The sequence below is a fragment of the Nocardia sp. No.11 genome (genome assembly GCF_038752175.1).
In the GTDB taxonomy this organism is placed as follows: domain Bacteria; phylum Actinomycetota; class Actinomycetes; order Mycobacteriales; family Mycobacteriaceae; genus Nocardia; species Nocardia canadensis.
The window spans coordinates 18749-35638 of the sequence record NZ_JBCGFB010000041.1; the positions used below are offsets into that span (position 1 = coordinate 18749).

Below are 16890 nucleotides of genomic sequence, written 5' to 3' on the forward strand. Positions count from 1 at the left end.
CGCGACCCGCCAGGTGGAGTCAGACTGCCGCGACCCGTTTGGCCAGATCGTCGGCGAGCTGACGCGCCTGCGCCGGGTCGGTGGCCTCGACCATCACCCGCACCAGCTGCTCGGTTCCGCTGGGCCGCAACAGCACCCGGCCGGACTCGCCGAGAATCCGCTCGGCCTCGGCGACCGCGTCCCGCACCTCGGGAGCGGCGGCGACCGCGGCCTTGTCGCTGACCGGCACGTTCACCAGTACCTGCGGCACGGTGCTCATCACCGCGGCCAGCTCGCTCAGCGGACGCCCGGTCTGGGCCATCCGCGCCATCAGCCGCAGGCCGGTGAGCACGCCGTCACCGGTGGTGCCGTAGCTCGGGAACACGACGTGCCCGGACTGCTCGCCACCGAGGCTGAACCCGCCGCGACGCAGCTCTTCGAGCACGTAGCGGTCGCCGACGGCGGCCGTGAGCACGGTGATCCCGGCGGCGCGCATGGCGATGTGCAGGCCCAGGTTGCTCATCACGGTCGCGACCAGGGTGTCGGCGACGAGCTCGCCCGACTCCCGCATCGCCAGCGCCAGCACGGCCATGATCGCGTCACCGTCGACGATCTCGCCCGCGGCGTCCACCGCCAGGCACCGGTCGGCGTCGCCGTCGAGGGCGATGCCCAGGTCGGCGCCGTGGGCGAGGACGGCGGCGCGGACCGCGTCGAGATGGGTCGAGCCGCAGCCGTCGTTGATGTTGAGGCCGTCGGGTTCGGCGTTGATCGCGATCACCGTCGCGCCCGCCTCCCGGTACACCTGCGGCGCCACCTCCGAGGCCGCGCCGTGCGCGCAGTCGACGACGACGGTCAGGCCGGACAGGTCCTGGCCGGTGGACTCGAGCAGGTGCTCGACATAGCGTTCATGGGTGCCCTCGACGGTGTAGTCGCCGCGCACGCGGCCGATGCCCGCACCGGTCGGACGCACCGTGACGCCCTCGGTGATCAGCGCTTCGATCCGCTGTTCCACGGCGTCGTCGAGCTTGTGCCCGCCCGCCGCGAAGATCTTGATGCCGTTGTCGGGCATGGGATTGTGCGAGGCGGAGATCATCACGCCGAAGCACGCGTCGTAGAGGCCGGTCAGGTACGCCACGGCCGGGGTGGGCAGCACACCCACCGAGAGGACATCGACACCGACGGAGGTCAGGCCCGCGGTCACCGCGGCCTCGAGCATCTCGCCGCTGGCCCGCGGATCCCGGCCGAGCACCGCGACCGCGCGCTTCTTGCCGCGCGAGAGCACCTGCGCGGCCGCACCCGCGACGCGCATCGCCAGTTCCGGGCTCAGTGACTCGTTGGCGAGCCCGCGAACACCGTCTGTGCCGAACAGCCGTCCCATAAAACCCTCTACTGGTAGTAGGTCCCCGAATACAGCACGAGAGCAGGCGACCAGCCGTGCTGGAAGCCTGCTCTCGCACACGTGCTCCACCGACCGAGCCCCTCCCCGCTCTCGCGGGCAGCATACCTAGCGTATGCGCGGGACGGTGGCCGGCAGTGCGTAAATCAGCGCTTCGAGTACTGAGGCGCCTTACGGGCCTTCTTCAGACCGTACTTCTTACGCTCGGTGGCGCGCGGGTCACGAGTCAGGAAGCCGGCACGCTTGAGCGCGGGGCGATCCTCGGGGGTGACCTCGATCAGCGCGCGGGCGATGGCCAGACGCAGAGCGCCTGCCTGACCCGACGGGCCGCCACCGACCAGGCGAGCGAAGATGTCGAAGCTCTCGACACGCTCGACGGTGACCAGCGGGGACTTCACGAGCTGCTGGTGCACCTTGTTCGGGAAGTAGTCCTCGATGGTGCGGCCGTTGAGCACGAAGTTGCCCGAGCCGGGAACCAGGCGCACGCGAACGACGGCTTCCTTACGGCGGCCGACGGTCTGCACCGGGCGATCGATCACGATCGGGGCGTAGGTGGCCTCTTCGACGTACTCGGCTTCGTAGCCTTCGCCGTCTTCGACAACCTCGACCACGGTCTCGTCGACCACGTCGTACTCTTCGTTGAACTCTTCAGGAGCGGTCACTGGGCCACCTGCTTGATCTCGAACGGAACCGGCTGCTGCGCGGCGTGGGGGTGGTTCGGGCCTGCGTAGACCTTCAGCTTGCCCGCGATCGCGTTACCCAGCTTGTTCTTCGGGATCATGCCCTTGACGGCCTTCTCCACGAGACGATCGGGACGGGTCGCCAACACCTCGCCGACAGTGCGCGACTTGAGGCCGCCCGGGTGTCCGCTGTGGTGGTGGATGAGCTTGTCCTGCTTCTTGTTGCCGGAGATGGCAACCTTGTCCGCGTTGATGATGATGACGAAGTCGCCACCATCGACGTGCGGGGCGTAGGTCGGCTTGCCCTTGCCGCGCAGCAGGCCAGCGGCCTGCACGGCAAGACGGCCGAGGACTACGTCAGTGGCGTCGATGACGTACCACTTACGGGTCACGTCACCCGCCTTGGGGCTGTACGTAGGCACAGTCGTTCCCTGTCTGTCGTCGGTGTTGCCGGCCACGGGTGTGGTTCGAGAGCGTCCCGGCGGCCGGTGGAGACCCGGGACTTCGAGGAGACGCCGATCCGCGAACGGTTCGGCGTTCCACACGCCAGCGAGCCACGATACCAGCTACGCATCACACCACCACAATCGGGCGAGCGGCTAGATCACCACCGGCGGGCCGGGGTCGGTCGCGCCCGCGGGCCCGGGGATCAGGTAGCGCAGCGTATCGATGCCCGGGGTGACGCAGGCGTTGTCCTCGATCAGGCCGCCGCCGCGCGCGCTCGCGATGCCCTCCGGCGGGACCGTGTTCGCGTACGGGGTGAACGCGCAGGTCACCCGCTCCCCCTCGGCCGCGACCGCGGGACCGGCGGCATTCGCGTGCAGGCCCGTCGCCGCCAGTGCGACCATGCCGAGCACCGCCGGTGCCCCGAAGAAGCCCTTCTTCACCTTGCCCATCAGCTTGCCGCGGCGATCGTCGTCGTCGGGCTCGGCCAGCGCGTGCCGCGGCGATCCGCTCGCCTGCGCGGGCGGTCCGGCGACGATGCCCGCGGGGCTCGGCGGCTGACCGGTCTGCGGCGCCGGGGCGCCCCAGCCGACCTGCGCGGCATACCCCTGGCCGGGGTGCTGTGTCTCGGGATAGTCGTCTTCGTCCAGGTCCGGCTCGGTGACCAGCAGATGCGCAGCACCGAGGACCAGCGCGTGCATCGGGTGATCGGCCACGTGCAGGCGCTGGCCGAGGTGGTTCTGGAAGGCCAGCCGCAGCGCGTCGTTGAAGCAGACATTGCCCGCCAGCAGCACCGTCGAGGTGTCGGCGCCGATCGAGCGGGCCGCCGCCATCGCCTCGATCACCACATTGTCGGCCGAGCGGGCATCGCGCAGCGCCTCCGCGGTCACCGCGACCTCGACCGATTCGGTCGGCTGCTCGTCGTCGCCGTGCACCGCGACGACCAGCAGCGTGCGGCCGTCGGAGTACACGCCGGTCGCGCCGATGCCGTGCCGGTGCCGCTCGCTGGGCGGCGAGACCAGCCCGAGCGCGCGCACGTAGCCCGACAGCGCGACGCTCTCCGGCAGCGGCTCGACCACCACGTCGAGTTGCTCGACGAGCGCGGCGTAGGTGTCGACCTTCTCCTCGGGCCAGCTGTCCGGATACGGCAGCGCGACCAGCTGCGGCTTGCCGCGCAGGTACTTGCCGACCGCGGCCAGCGGGTTGTAGAGCCGAGCCCGGAACACCAGCTCGGCGGGCCAGGTGGCGCCGGCGATGACGATCTGCGGGTGCCCGAGGATGTCGCGCACGTCGGCGATCGCCATGCCGAGATCCGGTCGCTGCCGGTCGACACCTGCGGTGTGCAGCCTGCCCGCGGCGTCGGCGAGCAGATAGGCGGGTGGGGTGTAGGTGCCCTCCACCTGAACCGGGCGGATCGGAGTCTCACCGCCGCCCGCGGCAACGGACACCACATCCCACCCCAGATGCAGGGCCCCAACTCGAACGGTCACAGGCTCAAGTGTGCCCGGTCGGCGGGCGACACGCGCAGCATGCCCGCCGATATGGCCCTGACCTTGCGATCCCCGCTCATGCGGTGCCCGCTCAGGCATGCTCGGGCACCCTCCGTGGTGACGCGAGCTGCCGCCTCCGGGCGCTGACCGCTCATGCGGTGCCCGCTCAGGCATGCTCGGGCACCCTCCGTGGTGACGCGAGCTGCCGCCTCCGGGCGCTGACCGCTCATGCGGTGCCCGCTCAGGCATGCTCGGGCACCCTCCGTGGTGACGCGAGCTGCCGCCTCCGGGCGCTGACCGCTCATGCCTGCGACTTCTTCAGGCGTAGCCGGCTCCAGGTGATGACCGCCAGAATCGAGGTGATCACGATCAACAGCACGATGTCGAGGATCCAGATCCCCGGCTTGTGTTCCCAGAGCGGATCCTCCTGCGCACCGATGACCAGCTCGCGAAGGTCGACGGTCGCCGCGCCCGCGGCGTAACCCCAGCGCGACGGGAACAGGTACGACACCTGCTCGAGGCCGACCCGGTCGGTCACCGGGATCAGGCCGCCCGCCATCACCAGCTGCACCATGATCATCACCACGAGCATCGGCATGACCTGCTCGTTGGACTTGGCCAGGCTCGACATCAGCAGACCGAACACCACACAGCAGACCGCGGTCATCGCGATGTCGAAGTACAGCTCGACGCTGCCGTTCGGGATCAGCGCGCCCTCCGGCGGCGCCTTCTTGCCGAGGAAGGTGATGCCGACCAGCACCGCCGACTGCAGGAACGCGGTCACGCTGAACACCACGATCTTGGCCATCAGATACGCCGACGGCAGCAGGCCGACCGCGCGCTCGCGATAGAAGATCGACCGCTCACCGACCAGGTCGCGCACGGTCAGCGTGGCGCCCATGAAGCACGCGCCGAGGATCAGCACGACCAGCAGCTGCTGCGCCTCGCCACCGCTGGATCGCGCGAACGATCCGTCCGGCTGGGCGATCAGCGGCCCCTCGGTGAAGCCGTCGCTACCGGGCACCACCAGCGACAACGCGCCGAGGATGAACGGCAGCACCACCAGGAAGATCAGATAGCCCCGGTCGGCGAAGATCAATCGCAACTGCCTGCGCGCCAGCGTGCTGAACTGGCGCATCCCGCTCGACTGCGGTGGCGCGCCCGCGTTGCCGCGGTTCAGCGGCGCGGGTGGCGGCGGCGGTGGCACGTAGGCCTGCCTGGAGCGATAGGCCGCGAAGGCCTGGTCCGGGTTGGCCGCGACCTTGGCGAAGATCTCGGCCCAGTCGGTCGTGCCGAGCGCGGCGCCGACGCCACCGGGGTGGCCGGCGAAGGCGGTCTTGCCGCCCGGCGCGAGCAGCACCACCTGATCGCACATGTCCAGGCAGGCGACCGAGTGGGTCACCACGATCACCACGCGACCGGCGTCGGCCAGTTCGCGCAGCATCTGCATGACCTGCCGGTCCAGTGCCGGGTCCAGGCCCGAGGTCGGCTCGTCGAGGATCAGCAGCGACGGACCGGTCAGCAGCTCCATCGCCACCGACGCGCGCTTGCGCTGACCGCCGGAGAGCCGGTCGACGCGGGTGTCGGCGTGCTGGGTGAGCGAGAGCTCCTGCAGGACGCCGTCGATCACCTGCTGGCGGTCGGCCTTGGTGGTATCGGGCGGCAGCCGCAGTTCGGCGGCGAAGCCGAGGGCCTGGCGGACGGTGAGCTGACGGTGCAGCACGTCGTCCTGCGGGACCATGCCGATACGGGAGCGCAGCGCCTCGTACTCGGCGTGCAGGTTGCGGCCCTCGAAGGTGACCACACCGCCGGAGGGCTGGGTGCTGCCCGCGATCAGCTTCGACAGCGTCGACTTGCCCGCGCCCGAAGGGCCGATCAACGCGGTCAGCGTGCCACGACCGGCCTGCATGTTGACGTCGACGAGCAGTTGCTTGTTGCCCTCGACGGTGAAACCGACCCCGTGCACCGTCAGACCGAGCTCGGCGACCGGCTTCTGCCGATGCGCCAGCGCGCCCTGGGTGACGACGAAGTCGATATTGCCGATGGTGACGATATCGCGCTCGCGCAGCACCGTGCGCTGCTGACGGTGACCGTTGACGAAGGTGCCGTTGGCCGACCCGAGGTCCTCGATGACCAGGCCCTCGTTCGAGGACACCAGGCGCGCGTGCTTGCGCGAGGCCAGCGGATCGTTGACGACGATCTGATTGTCGGAGGTTCGGCCGATGCTCAGGCCGCCGGGCGGAATGCGATCGCCGCGCGCCACCGGCTCGGTGGAGGCCGACTTGCGCACGGGCGGCAGCATCGAGGAGTCGGCGCGGCGGGTCATGTTGATGTTGTCCTGCGGCGCCATCGGCTGGGACGGCAGCTGCGAGGTCGGCACGTACTGCGGCTGCTGCGGCGCCGGTCTGGACGGCGGTTGGTAGGGCTGCTGCTGCGGACGTTGCGGCGGACGTTGCTGTTGCTGCGGCTGCGACGGCGGTGCGAGCATCGTCGCGGCATGCCGCGACGACGGCGCCGCGGGCACCAGATGCAGCAACGGCCCACTGATAGCGTCCCCCAGACGCACCTGTGTGGGCCGATCGATCGACACAGGCTGACTCAGCCTGCGCGCGTCGACGAAAACGCCATTGGTGCTGCCGTTGTCGGCGAGCACCCACGCGCCGTTCTGGAAACGCAGAGTGGCGTGCACGCGCGAGACCAGCGGACTGTCCACGAACAGCGTCACTTCGGGCGCCCGGCCCATGGTGATCTGCTGGCTCGCTTCGAAGACTCGTTCGGTTCCATCATGGCGCACGGTGATGGTCTGCGCCCCCGGTGAAGACATGGAGCGGATACTATGCCATCGCCCGGACATCGGCGGTGCCCCCGAGACGGCTTCAGTCCCGATCCGGCGATCGACCTGCACAAGTATCCGGCCGACCAGGGGGACTGATGCCGAAACCCCAAGTGCTCATTGCGATCACCGCCGTGCTATGCGCGTTGCTGAGTGCGGGCTGCACGCGGGCGATCGACGGCCACGGGGTCTCGATCTACGACGACCCGTTCCAGGTGGCCGGGCTGCCGACCACCGGCGGCCCGAACGGCCCGCGGCCGAACGTGCCGGATTCGGCGCTGACCGCGTCCAACGGCGACGGCGGCGAGGTCGACGCGCTGGCACTCAACGCGATCGACGATATCCAGTCGTATTGGAAGGACGCCTTCGGCGTCGAGTTCCGCGGCGAGACCTTCGAGCCGGTCGAGAAGCTGGTGTCCTGGAACGCCAGGGCCTCGCGCAACCAGGCGATCGAATTCTGCAAGGAGACCACCTACCACCTGGTCAACGCCGCCTACTGCCGCAGCGACAACTCCATCGGCTGGGACCGCGCGATGCTGCTGCCCACCATGAGCGAGACCTTCGGGAAGATGTCGGTGGTCATGGTGCTGGCCCACGAGTACGGCCACGCCATCCAGACCATGGCCAAGCTGGTCACCAAGAAGACCCCGGTCCTGGTCAAGGAACAGCAGGCCGACTGCTTCGCCGGCGCGTTCATGCGCCACGTCGCCGAGGGCAAGTCCAAGCACTTCACGATCAACACCTCCGACGGCCTGAATTCCGTCCTGGCCGCGACGGTTTCGATCCGCGACTCCGACCCCGACGACCCCGAGAGCGTGCACGGCTCGGCCTTCGAGCGTGTCACCGCGGTGCAGATCGGCTTCACCGACGGCCCGCGCGGCTGCAAGGGCATCGACGACGAGGAGATCGACCAGCGCCGCGGCAACCTGCCGCAGAGCTTCTCCGGCGACCAGGGCCGCGGCGAGTACCCGATCTCCAAGGAGAACCTGGTCGAGCTGAGCAAGGCGCTGCAGTCGATCCTGCCGGTCGAGGACGTTCCGACCTACGAATACTCCGGCGCCAGGATCGACTGCAAGGACGGCACCGCTACCGAACCGGTCACCTACTGCCCGGCCAGGAACGTCATCGCCACCGACGTGCCCGCGCTGGCGCAGCGCGGCTCGGTCGACACCGACGACGACGGCCCGCTCCCGGTCAAGGTCAGCGGCGACTACAACGGCTATGTCGTGTTCATCTCCCGCTACACCCTCGCCGTGCAGCGCAGTCACGGCCAGGCGCTGACGGGCGCGAAGACCGGTCTGCGCGCGGCCTGCCTGTCCGGTGTCGTCACCGGCAAGCTGGCCCAGCCCGGCCGCCCGGTCAGCCAGGGCGATATCCAGCTCTCGGCCGGCGACCTCGACGAGGCCGTCTCGGGCCTGCTCACCGACGGCCTGGCCGCCAGCGACACCGAGGGCAACACCGTCCCCAGCGGCTTCTCCCGCGTCGACGCCTTCCGGGCGGGCGTGCTCAACGGCGAGACCACCTGCTTGTCGCGGTACAGCTGAAGTGTTGGAGCGCTGGCGCGCTCGAGGTCGCGGCCCCTCCGGTCCCGTCGGTCAGGTGCCGTGGCTTGCTCCTTCGTCGCGGACGCCACGGCACCTGACCGACGGGACGGCCGCGACGGCAGGCTTCGCCTGCCTGCCCTCCCTAGAGGTCGGGCCTGGTGGCTGGGTTCAGGGCGCCGGCTGACCCGCCCCTCCGTGGGGTCGGGCGTGGTGGTGTGCGGCTCTNAGGTCGGGCCTGGTGGCTGGGTTCAGGGCGCCGGCTGACCCGCCCCTCCGTGGGGTCGGGCGTGGTGGTGTGCGGCTCTGTCAGCCGAACGGGGGTGGTGCGGCCGGCTCGAAGCGCAGGACACGGTTGCCGATCATCACCTCGGTGCCCGGGATCAGCACCATCGGCTGGTTCGGGGTGAGCCGGATCCAGTCGCGGTAGCCGGGCAGGCGGGTACGGGTGCCGTTGGTCGAACCGCGGTCGACGAGCTGGACGTCCCAACTCACCAGGTGCACTTCGGCGTGCGCGCGGGACATGCCGCCGGAGGTGTCGTCGACGCGCAGCGGGATGAGCCCGCGCTGGGCGGCTTCGGAGTTCTCCGGGTCGCGGCCGATCACCGCGTCGGCGGCGAGCAGGTAGGTCATGCCGTCGTCGAGGACGAGCATGCCCAGCGGCGGACGCACCACCTCGCTGAGCGCCTGGGTCTGGTCGACCGGCATGCCGCAGACCGTGCAGAACGCCGAGCGCGGATCACTGGGATGCGCACGCGCGCACTTGAATCCCATCACCTTGACCGTGAGCACCGTCGACCTGGCCGTCGCCTCGAGGCGGCGCTGCAGGTCCGGGTCGGGTTCAGGCGCGGGGTTGGTGCCCGCGTTCCTGGTCTCGGCGTTGTGCGGGTCGACGGCCGCGTGCGCCGGTCCGGTGGCACCGGTGGCCGCGTCCATCAGCGACGTCGCCGGCTGCATCCCGGTGGCGGGCGGCTCGGCCGGACGCGAATCCGCCTGCGCCGGACGTGGTTCCCGATCGATGCGGGCGGTGGGCGGTGGTGGCCTGCGCGTGCCCGCCGCCGGTTCGGCGGTGCGGACCCGGGAGCGGGTCCCGTTGGACCACACCACGGCGCCGCCCGCCTGCGCGATCCCCTCCACCAGCCACCCGACACCGCGCTCCGGCGGCAGATCGGGAATGCGGCCCTTGGCGTCGTCGACGAACAGCGCGACCGCGGTGGCCGGCTCGGAGGCCACCCGGTCGACGGTGAACGCGGCGTCGCTGCCCCGGTAGTACTCCGCGGTGCCGTCCCCGGCGAGCACCGCCGTCACCGCGCCGTGCAGGAAGATCGCGACCCCGCCGTTGTCGGCGCTCGAGAGCACCCCGAAATCGATCGGCGTGCCCGGCGAGATCTGCTCGGCGTACTTCATCAGCCAGCGCGTCGCCTCCCGCGCGACCACCGACCCCGGTCCGCCCGGCGCTTCCTCGGCGGCGGCGCGCACGAGCTCGGCCAGCGATTCCAGCGCGACCGCCGCGGTGTCGTCGGGAGTGAGCCTGCCGTGCCCGCGATGGGCGACCACGATCACCGCGCCCGCGACACGCGCGACCGCGTGACTTCCGAGCACGACTTCGACCTGCCGATCCCTCACAGGTATCGGCCTCTACCGGAACCGCGCAGCAGGGTCGTCGCCATGTCCTCCAGACTATGGCAAACCCGCCCACATAGGTCCCCCTGGGCGGCGTTGGTCCGGTAACTTCAAGGGACCGCGGGAGGAACATCAAGGGGCACCGATGATCTATTCGACGAAGATCCGTATCGCGTCCGCACTCTGTGGTGCCATGATCGCCGCCGCCCTCACCGGCTGCGCGGTCACCGGAACCCCGGTCGCCGCCGAACCCGATGTGCGCGGCCTGGAGACGGGCACCTACGCCACCGATCACCACAGCTACGACGACACCGCGGGCAGTCGGGGCGCGCTCGTCGAGGGCACCCGCATGTCGGCGGCCGTCATCCCCGCCGTGCGGATCGATCCGTCGCTGTCCCACGGCCGCGGCGGCACCGTGGTCCCCGATGTGGAGCGTGCGCTCGACTTCGTCGCCAATGTCTCCAAACCTGTTCTGGAGAACCGTAAATTCGTCACCGGCTACGCCGCTCTTGGCTCCGACAAGCCCGATCCGTCGGGCCAGAAGCGCCCCGCGGCCGACGCGACCGCTGTGACCACCGCTGTCTTCCGTTTCCCGGATGCCACCGCGGCGACCCTCGCCGCCCGCGAACTCGAGGACGTCGACCTGGCGGTGTCACCGGACAACCGCAAGCTCCCCTCGACCAAATACCCCGAGGCCTACGTCCATTGGCGCCCGAACGTGCCGACCATCGGCGCGTTCCTGGCACACAAGGAGTTCGTGATCTCGCTGTTCATCCAGCGCCCGCGCGCCGACTCCGCCGACCTCACCGCCTGGGTCGACAAGACCCTCGCCGCCGAACTCACCCAGCTCGCCACCTTCACCCCCACCCCCTTCGACAAACTCGGCGATCTGCCGATCGACCCGGAGCGCCTCCTGGCCCGCGCCGTGGTCGAGGACCGGTCCGGCGAGCACCCCGACCAACACTCCTTCGCCGTCTACAACCCTGCCCACCTGGTCAACAACGCCGACGACCAGACCACCCGCCAGCGCCTGGTCGAGTCCACCGGCGCCGAGGCCGTCGCCCTGGTCGACGGCGGCTCCATCACCCGCGTGCGCGACCTGGCCGCCGCCAAGGCCCTGATGACCGGCCTCATCGACAGCGCGGGCCACTACGACACCCTGCCCGCCCCTACCGACATCCCCGGCGCCAAATGCCTGCAACTCAACAACCAGGGCGACGCCGAGGAAGAGTACAAATACCGCTGCTACGTCCCGTACAAGCGCTATCTCGGCATCGTCAGTTCCGACCAGGAACCCGACGTCCGCCAGAAGATCTCCGCCCAGTACGCCCTGCTCGCGAATAGTTTGTGAGTCCGTAGCCGCACCACGGCCCCACCCATCCCCGAATTCGGTGACGTAGTATTCCGCCGACCATCGTTTCGGGGAGGAATGATCGAGTTGCGAGCCACGAGATCAGCCAGGACCGCGTGCGCCGCGCTGGCGGCCACCGTGCTGGCAGGTGTCGTCGTGGCATGCGGCACCGGCGACGAACCGTCCGGCGCGAGCGATAGTCCGGTGGATATCGCCACCCTCGATGTCGGCGCCTACGCGACGCAGCCACGGCAGGTCGGCACGGTCGCGAACCAGGACCAGGCGCGATTCATCGAAGCCGAGCGGCTCGGCGACCACGTTCCCACGCCCGCCGACGTCGACGCGCGCTTCATCCACACCAATCCGTCGATCGCCACGGTGTTCATCGACGCCGAGGCCTCGCTCGGCAAGATCATGGCGGTCGATCGATTCGGCGAGATCGCGCCGGATTTCATCGGCGGTTTCGTGAGTTCGGCGCAGACCGCGCCCGACAACAAAGGCATCGACATGGTCAATGCCGTGATGATCTTCCCCGACGAGCAGAAAGCCGCCGCCGCGGCGACCGCCCTGGAACGACTCGATTTCGGCTACGCGCCGAACAACCAGCCGCTCGAGATTCCCGGCTATCCCGCCGCGAAAGCGCATTGGCAGCCCGACCAGCAATCGATCGGATCCTGGTTCGCCACCGGCCATCTCGTGATCTACACCTGGTTCTACGACTACCTGAAGATCTATCTGGAAAAGGTGGACAAACAGGCTCTGCTCGACCTGACCCGCAAGAGCCTCGACACCATCGTGCCCTCGGTCGCGAAATTCACCCCCACCCCCGTCGACAAACTGATGACGCTGCCGCGTGACCGCGAGAACATGCTCGGCCGCACCGCCCCACGGCCGCGCGAGGATTCGTGGATCAACCCGCCAGGGGTGTACGCGGGCCGCACCGCGCGGCACTTCTCCTCCGACCCGGAGAGTACGACGAAGATGATCGCCGACAACGGCGTCGACCTGTTCGCCAACGACGGCTCCGACGTCTACCGCGCGCGTGACATCGCCGGCGCGCAGGCGGTGCGCGACGAACTCGGCGGCCTGACCCGCAAGTTCACCGCCGCGGACCCACCCAAGAATCTGCCGAGCGCCAAGTGCAAGGAATACATCGGCCGGGAGAAGCTCGCCGTCCGCTTCTACTGCGCGGTGTCCTACGACCGCTACGCCGCCTACGTCTGGTCGAACCAGCTCCTCGATGCCCAGCAGCGCATCTCCGCCCAGTACGCCCTGCTGGTGAACGCCCGATGACCGTCCGCAAGCGCACCGCCGCGGTGCTGATCGCCGCCCTGCTGACCGCCGTCCTCACCGCCTGCGGTGCCACCGTGTCCGGCACCGGCGTGCCGGGCGAGATCGATGTCCGCACTCTCGATGTCGGCGCGTACCCGGTCGAACCGCCCAACGCCCACGACGACGATCCCATCCCGGCCTTCTACGAGATGTACAAGCTGGCGGCCATGCGGATCGCCGACTACGCGATCACCGCCTACGACATCGACCCGCAGATGATCTACGGCAACCGCGCCGACGCCGACAACGCCCGGTTGCTGCCGGCCGAACTCGGCAACCAGACCGCGATGTCGGCCATCGCGCAGAAGCACAAGATGCTCTACGGCTTCCATTCCAGCGGCGCGTCGAAGGATCTCAGCGTCAGTACCAGCGACACCTGGCCGACCAAGAAGGACAGCAACCGCCTTACCGCGACCACGATGATCCTGCAGTTCCCCGACGGCGAGCGGGCCACCGCGGCGGCCAAGGAATTCCACGACGCCGATTTCGCCGCGCAGGAGGGGCGCAACCAGCCGGTGTCACTGCCGAAATACCCTGCCGCCCATGCGCAGTGGCGCCCCGACGCGCCGTTCGTGCGGGTCGTGCTGCCGCAGGGTCCGTATGTGATCGCCTTCCTGCTCTCGGTGGCGACGCCCGACCTGCCCGCGCTCACCGCCCTCGCCGAGTCGGCGCTCACCAAGCAGATCGAGTCGCTGGCCCAGACCACGCCGCTGACCGACGAACAGCTCATGACCCTGCCCTGGGACCCCGATCATCTCCTGATGCGCACCCTCAACCCCGACGAACTGACCAGCCCCGAGAGCTCGTCCTTCCTGGTCACCGGCGCGCACGGCATTCTGCATTACTCCGGCGGACCGCTCCCGGATCACCGCCAGTACATCGAGCAGCAGCTGACGAAGATGAACGCCCAGCAGGTCGCTCTGTCGTGGGGCTCGATCGGCATCCGCACGCCCGACGCCGAGACAGCGCGCCGCGCGGTGTCGGAGAAGCTGTTCCTCTGGCCCACCGCGACCGATGTCGCCCCGCCGCCCAACCTCACCGACGCGACCTGTGTGGAGAACAAACAGCTGGCCGCGAAGAAGCGTTTCAGCTGCCTGCTCGCCTACAAGCAGTACGTCGGGATCGTCAGCAGCGAGCAACTCCTCGACGCTCAGCAACGCGCTGCCGCGCAGTACGCCGTCTTCGCCAACAGCCGGTGATCTGCGCACTGCGGGTCGACGGGGTGGCCAGTATGCTCCCGCCGGAGCGCGGCACACGGAACGAGTCAGGAGACCGAAAGAGATGACGATGAGCCCGGGCACCATCGTCGGTGGCTACCGCATCATCCGCAAGCTGGGCGCGGGCGGCATGGGTTCGGTCTATCTGGCCGCGCATCCGAGCCTGCCGCGCACCGACGCGCTCAAGATCCTCAGCCCCGAACTCAGCCGCGACCCCGAGTTCCGCGCCCGCTTCGAACGCGAAGCCAATCTCGCCGCCGGCCTGGACCACCCGAATATCGTCTCGGTCTACAACCGCGGCGAGGAGAACGGCCAACTGTGGATCGCCATGCAGTACGTCGACGGCACCGACGCCGCCGCCGAACTCGCCCGCGACCCGCACGCGATGACCCCGCTGCGCGCCCTGCGCATCACCACCGAGGTCGGCAAGGGCCTCGATTTCGCACACCACCGCGGCCTGCTGCATCGCGACGTCAAACCCGCGAACTTCCTGCTCTCGGACACCTACGGCGACGACGAGCGAGTGCTGCTCACCGACTTCGGCGTGGCCAAGTCGACCGACGACGCCTCCGAGCTCACCCAGACCGGCAGCTTCCTGGCCACCATCGCCTATGCCCCGCCGGAACAGCTGTCGGGCGGTCACCTCGATCACCGCGCCGACGTCTACAGCCTGGCCTGCGCCTTCTTCAAACTCCTCACCGGCCAGAACCCGTATCCCGCGACCCAGCCCGCCCTGGTGATGATGGGCCACCTGCACGAACCGCCGCCCCGCGCGACCGCCGTGCGCCCCGGCCTGCCGCCCGCGATCGACCACGTCTTCGCGCGCGCCATGGCCAAGAACCCGAACGAACGGTTCTCGACCTGCCGCGACTTCACCACCGCCGCGACCGCCGCCCTCGTCCCCGGCTCGACTCCCCCCGGCCACCACACGTCGGCGACACACCCGATCCAGACCCACACCCAGTGGTCCCCCACCGCCGTGACCGCGATCGGCGCGACGAATCACGCTGACCCACCGAAGAATTCGAAGAACCGCCTGGTCCTCGCCCTCGGCGCCCTGGTCGCCGTCGTCGCGGTGGCCGCGGGCATCGGCATCTGGGCGTCGGCCGGTGACACCCCGGCTACCGGCGGGTCGGGCACCACCGCCGTCTCGACCGCCGCGCTGAGCCCGATCGAGCAGGCCCGCAAGGACAATCCGGCCTTCACCGGCAAGACCGTCCTGATGGTCGACGTCGACGCCGACAACAAGGTCGCCACCTATCTGGGCGGCACCCTGCAGACCAAATTCCTCGAAGACCTCGGTTTCGTCTACAACTTCAACTACACCAAGACCGGCGAGGAGCCCTCGCCCCGCCCGGTCGCCAACTCCTTCGACCGCCTCGACGTCCCCGAGGACAGCTACATCCTCGCCGTCCGCAGCGACGCGAAGGCCGGCGGCGGCGGCCTCCTCGGCCTGCCCTTCCAGATCACCGGCTCCCGCGCCACCGTCATTCCGATCGACGACCCGATCAGCGTCACCGCGATGCGCTCCTGGACGTCGAGCTCGGAACAGACCCTGCTGTCGCGACTGGTCCCGATCCTCGAGAGCCGGATCAAGTAGCCTGCCCGACCGGTCGGCGTCGGCGCCCTCCGCTGCTGGAGCGCGAGCTCGGAGCAAGCGGGTGCGCTACTATGCCCGCGAGCCAGATCACCGGGGAAGGGTGGGCCTGTGACTCGGACCGAGTCGGCCCACGATCGGATCAGTTAGTCAGTTGGAGGGGGAGAGCGTGCTGCTCAACCGTGGTGCAACGATGGCGCGCGTAGCGGTTCAGGCGGCAGTCGCCGTCGTGGTTTCCGCCACCGTGATCGGTTGCGGCTCGCAGGTATCGGGAAGCGCGACGCGCACCGAGCCGGACTCGTCGAACCTGAATTTCGGCAATTACCAGACCCAGCCGCGCACGGTCGGCAACGCCAAGAGCCTGAACCAGGGGCGGGCGTGGGAGGCGCAGCGGCTCGCGGACCACGTGGCCGTCCCCTTCGAGATCGACCCCGCCTATGTCTACGACAATCGCCGGGAATCGCTGGTCCATCCCACGCAGATCGTGCTGAATCGCAAGGGCCTGGGCAAGCTCATCATCAACGACACCTTCGACGAGGTCGCCGAGGATCTGGTCGCCGGCTGGCTGAACACCTGGGCGACCGGTCCCAGCGGGGGCGAGCCGCGGCGCAGCCTCAACCTCTCGGTCCTGATCTTCCCCGATGCCAAGACCGCGGAGACCGTCGGTCCGACCCTCGAGCACGACGACTTCACCTTCAACGCCGACAACGAATCCGTGTCGATCACCAAGTACCCGAAGACCTACGCGCACTGGCGGCCGTCGGTCTCTTCGATCGGTTCCTGGACGGTCCACGACCGCTACGTGATCTTCATGAAGATCGATGACGAGACCAAGGCACCCGATCTGGCCTCGCTGACCGCGCAGGTCGAACGAGCGCTCGCGGTGCAGATCCCACTCCTGGACAAATTCGTGCCGACCCCGTCGGACCAGCTCGAACGCGTCCCGCTCGACCCGACCGGGCTGCTCGGGCGGACCTTGCCCTCGGATCCGTCGGCACCGGTCCGCGCGCAGCCCGACGGATACTTCACCGGCCGTGGGGCACTGAGCCTGTTCGCCGATCCGGACGCCGATCTGCTGAACACTTTCACCAAGAACGGCGTCGACTTGATCACCTTCGGCGACTCGGTCGTCTTCCGGTCCACCACGACGGCGGGCGCGAAGGCCCTCGTCGACGAGTGGAAGAAGCCGGAAGCGGACTCGAAGGAGGCTTCGGCGCCGGACAAGCTGGCCGACGCGGTCGCGTGCCGGGCCAACACCTACGAGTCCCAGGGTGAGGTGAAGACCTCCGACTACATCTGCTACCTGCAGGTCGACCGCTACGCCGCGCAGATCCGCGACGGGAACCTGCAGGACCTCCATCAGCAGGTCGCCGCCCAATACATTCTGCTCACCCGCCGATGAGGATG

The 16890-nt window shown here is 69.2% G+C and carries 12 protein-coding genes; 6 read left to right on the forward strand and 6 right to left on the reverse strand.

Translation table 11 applies throughout. The features are described from left to right. Positions 1-19: 19 nt before the first annotated feature. The 5 genes from glmM to V8688_RS15315 all read right to left on the reverse strand — a co-directional run bounded on the left by glmM (position 20) and on the right by V8688_RS15315 (position 6813). Positions 20-1357: a phosphoglucosamine mutase gene (gene glmM / locus V8688_RS15295; protein ID WP_342801079.1), complete on the reverse strand. Its 1338-nt coding sequence runs from the start codon at positions 1355-1357 to the stop codon at positions 20-22. A gap of 164 nt (positions 1358-1521) precedes the next feature. Next, positions 1522-2037, reverse strand: a complete 516-nt coding sequence (gene rpsI, locus V8688_RS15300; RefSeq protein WP_308248438.1) for a 30S ribosomal protein S9 — start codon at positions 2035-2037, stop codon at positions 1522-1524. Continuing rightward, positions 2034-2477 carry a 50S ribosomal protein L13 gene (gene rplM / locus V8688_RS15305; RefSeq protein ID WP_022567307.1) on the reverse strand — a complete coding sequence of 148 codons (444 nt, stop codon included), beginning with the start codon at positions 2475-2477 and terminating at the stop codon, positions 2034-2036. The genes rpsI and rplM overlap by 4 nt, the downstream gene beginning before the upstream one ends. 177 nt (positions 2478-2654) lie before the next feature. Further along, positions 2655-3989, reverse strand: coding sequence for a hypothetical protein (locus V8688_RS15310; protein ID WP_316573579.1), 1335 nt, complete (start codon positions 3987-3989; stop codon positions 2655-2657). A 301-nt stretch (positions 3990-4290) separates the two neighbouring features. After that, the gene (locus V8688_RS15315) at positions 4291-6813 is read right to left on the reverse strand and encodes an FHA domain-containing protein (protein ID WP_218717726.1); all 2523 of its coding nucleotides are present in this window, start codon (positions 6811-6813) and stop codon (positions 4291-4293) included. Positions 6814-6920: 107 nt separating this feature from the next. On the opposite strand from V8688_RS15315, the gene V8688_RS15320 reads away from it, so the two are divergent. Continuing rightward, positions 6921-8366, forward strand: a complete 1446-nt coding sequence (locus V8688_RS15320; RefSeq protein WP_218717725.1) for a metallopeptidase — start codon at positions 6921-6923, stop codon at positions 8364-8366. A gap of 306 nt (positions 8367-8672) precedes the next feature. On the opposite strand, the gene V8688_RS15325 is transcribed toward V8688_RS15320, so the two are convergent. Continuing rightward, positions 8673-9965 carry an FHA domain-containing protein gene (locus V8688_RS15325; RefSeq protein WP_342801080.1) on the reverse strand — a complete coding sequence of 431 codons (1293 nt, stop codon included), beginning with the start codon at positions 9963-9965 and terminating at the stop codon, positions 8673-8675. A gap of 166 nt (positions 9966-10131) precedes the next feature. On the opposite strand from V8688_RS15325, the gene V8688_RS15330 reads away from it, so the two are divergent. The 5 genes from V8688_RS15330 to V8688_RS15350 all read left to right on the forward strand — a co-directional run bounded on the left by V8688_RS15330 (position 10132) and on the right by V8688_RS15350 (position 16885). Continuing rightward, positions 10132-11337, forward strand: coding sequence for a hypothetical protein (locus V8688_RS15330; protein WP_342801081.1), 1206 nt, complete (start codon positions 10132-10134; stop codon positions 11335-11337). Between the two features lie 78 nt (positions 11338-11415). Then, positions 11416-12630 carry a hypothetical protein gene (locus V8688_RS15335; RefSeq protein ID WP_342801082.1) on the forward strand — a complete coding sequence of 405 codons (1215 nt, stop codon included), beginning with the start codon at positions 11416-11418 and terminating at the stop codon, positions 12628-12630. Continuing rightward, positions 12627-13868, forward strand: coding sequence for a hypothetical protein (locus tag V8688_RS15340; RefSeq protein WP_342801083.1), 1242 nt, complete (start codon positions 12627-12629; stop codon positions 13866-13868). Before V8688_RS15335 ends, V8688_RS15340 begins: the two co-directional genes overlap by 4 nt. An 82-nt stretch (positions 13869-13950) precedes the next feature. Beyond that, complete coding sequence (locus V8688_RS15345) at positions 13951-15486, forward strand: serine/threonine-protein kinase (RefSeq protein ID WP_342801084.1); 1536 nt, start codon at positions 13951-13953, stop codon at positions 15484-15486. A gap of 226 nt (positions 15487-15712) precedes the next feature. Further along, positions 15713-16885: a hypothetical protein gene (locus V8688_RS15350; RefSeq protein WP_342801085.1), complete on the forward strand. Its 1173-nt coding sequence runs from the start codon at positions 15713-15715 to the stop codon at positions 16883-16885. Positions 16886-16890: the final 5 nt, after the last annotated feature.

What these genes read in the sequence shown, in the direction of transcription:
- glmM (WP_342801079.1), bottom strand. Translation starts at nt 1,357, where the DNA reads ATGGGACGGCTGTTCGGCACAGACGGTGTTCGCGGGCTCGCCAACGAG.
- V8688_RS15320 (WP_218717725.1), top strand. Translation starts at nt 6,921, where the DNA reads ATGCCGAAACCCCAAGTGCTCATTGCGATCACCGCCGTGCTATGCGCG.
- V8688_RS15345 (WP_342801084.1), top strand. Translation starts at nt 13,951, where the DNA reads ATGACGATGAGCCCGGGCACCATCGTCGGTGGCTACCGCATCATCCGC.
- V8688_RS15330 (WP_342801081.1), top strand. Translation starts at nt 10,132, where the DNA reads ATGATCTATTCGACGAAGATCCGTATCGCGTCCGCACTCTGTGGTGCC.
- V8688_RS15315 (WP_218717726.1), bottom strand. Translation starts at nt 6,813, where the DNA reads ATGTCTTCACCGGGGGCGCAGACCATCACCGTGCGCCATGATGGAACC.
- V8688_RS15340 (WP_342801083.1), top strand. Translation starts at nt 12,627, where the DNA reads ATGACCGTCCGCAAGCGCACCGCCGCGGTGCTGATCGCCGCCCTGCTG.
- V8688_RS15335 (WP_342801082.1), top strand. Translation starts at nt 11,416, where the DNA reads ATGATCGAGTTGCGAGCCACGAGATCAGCCAGGACCGCGTGCGCCGCG.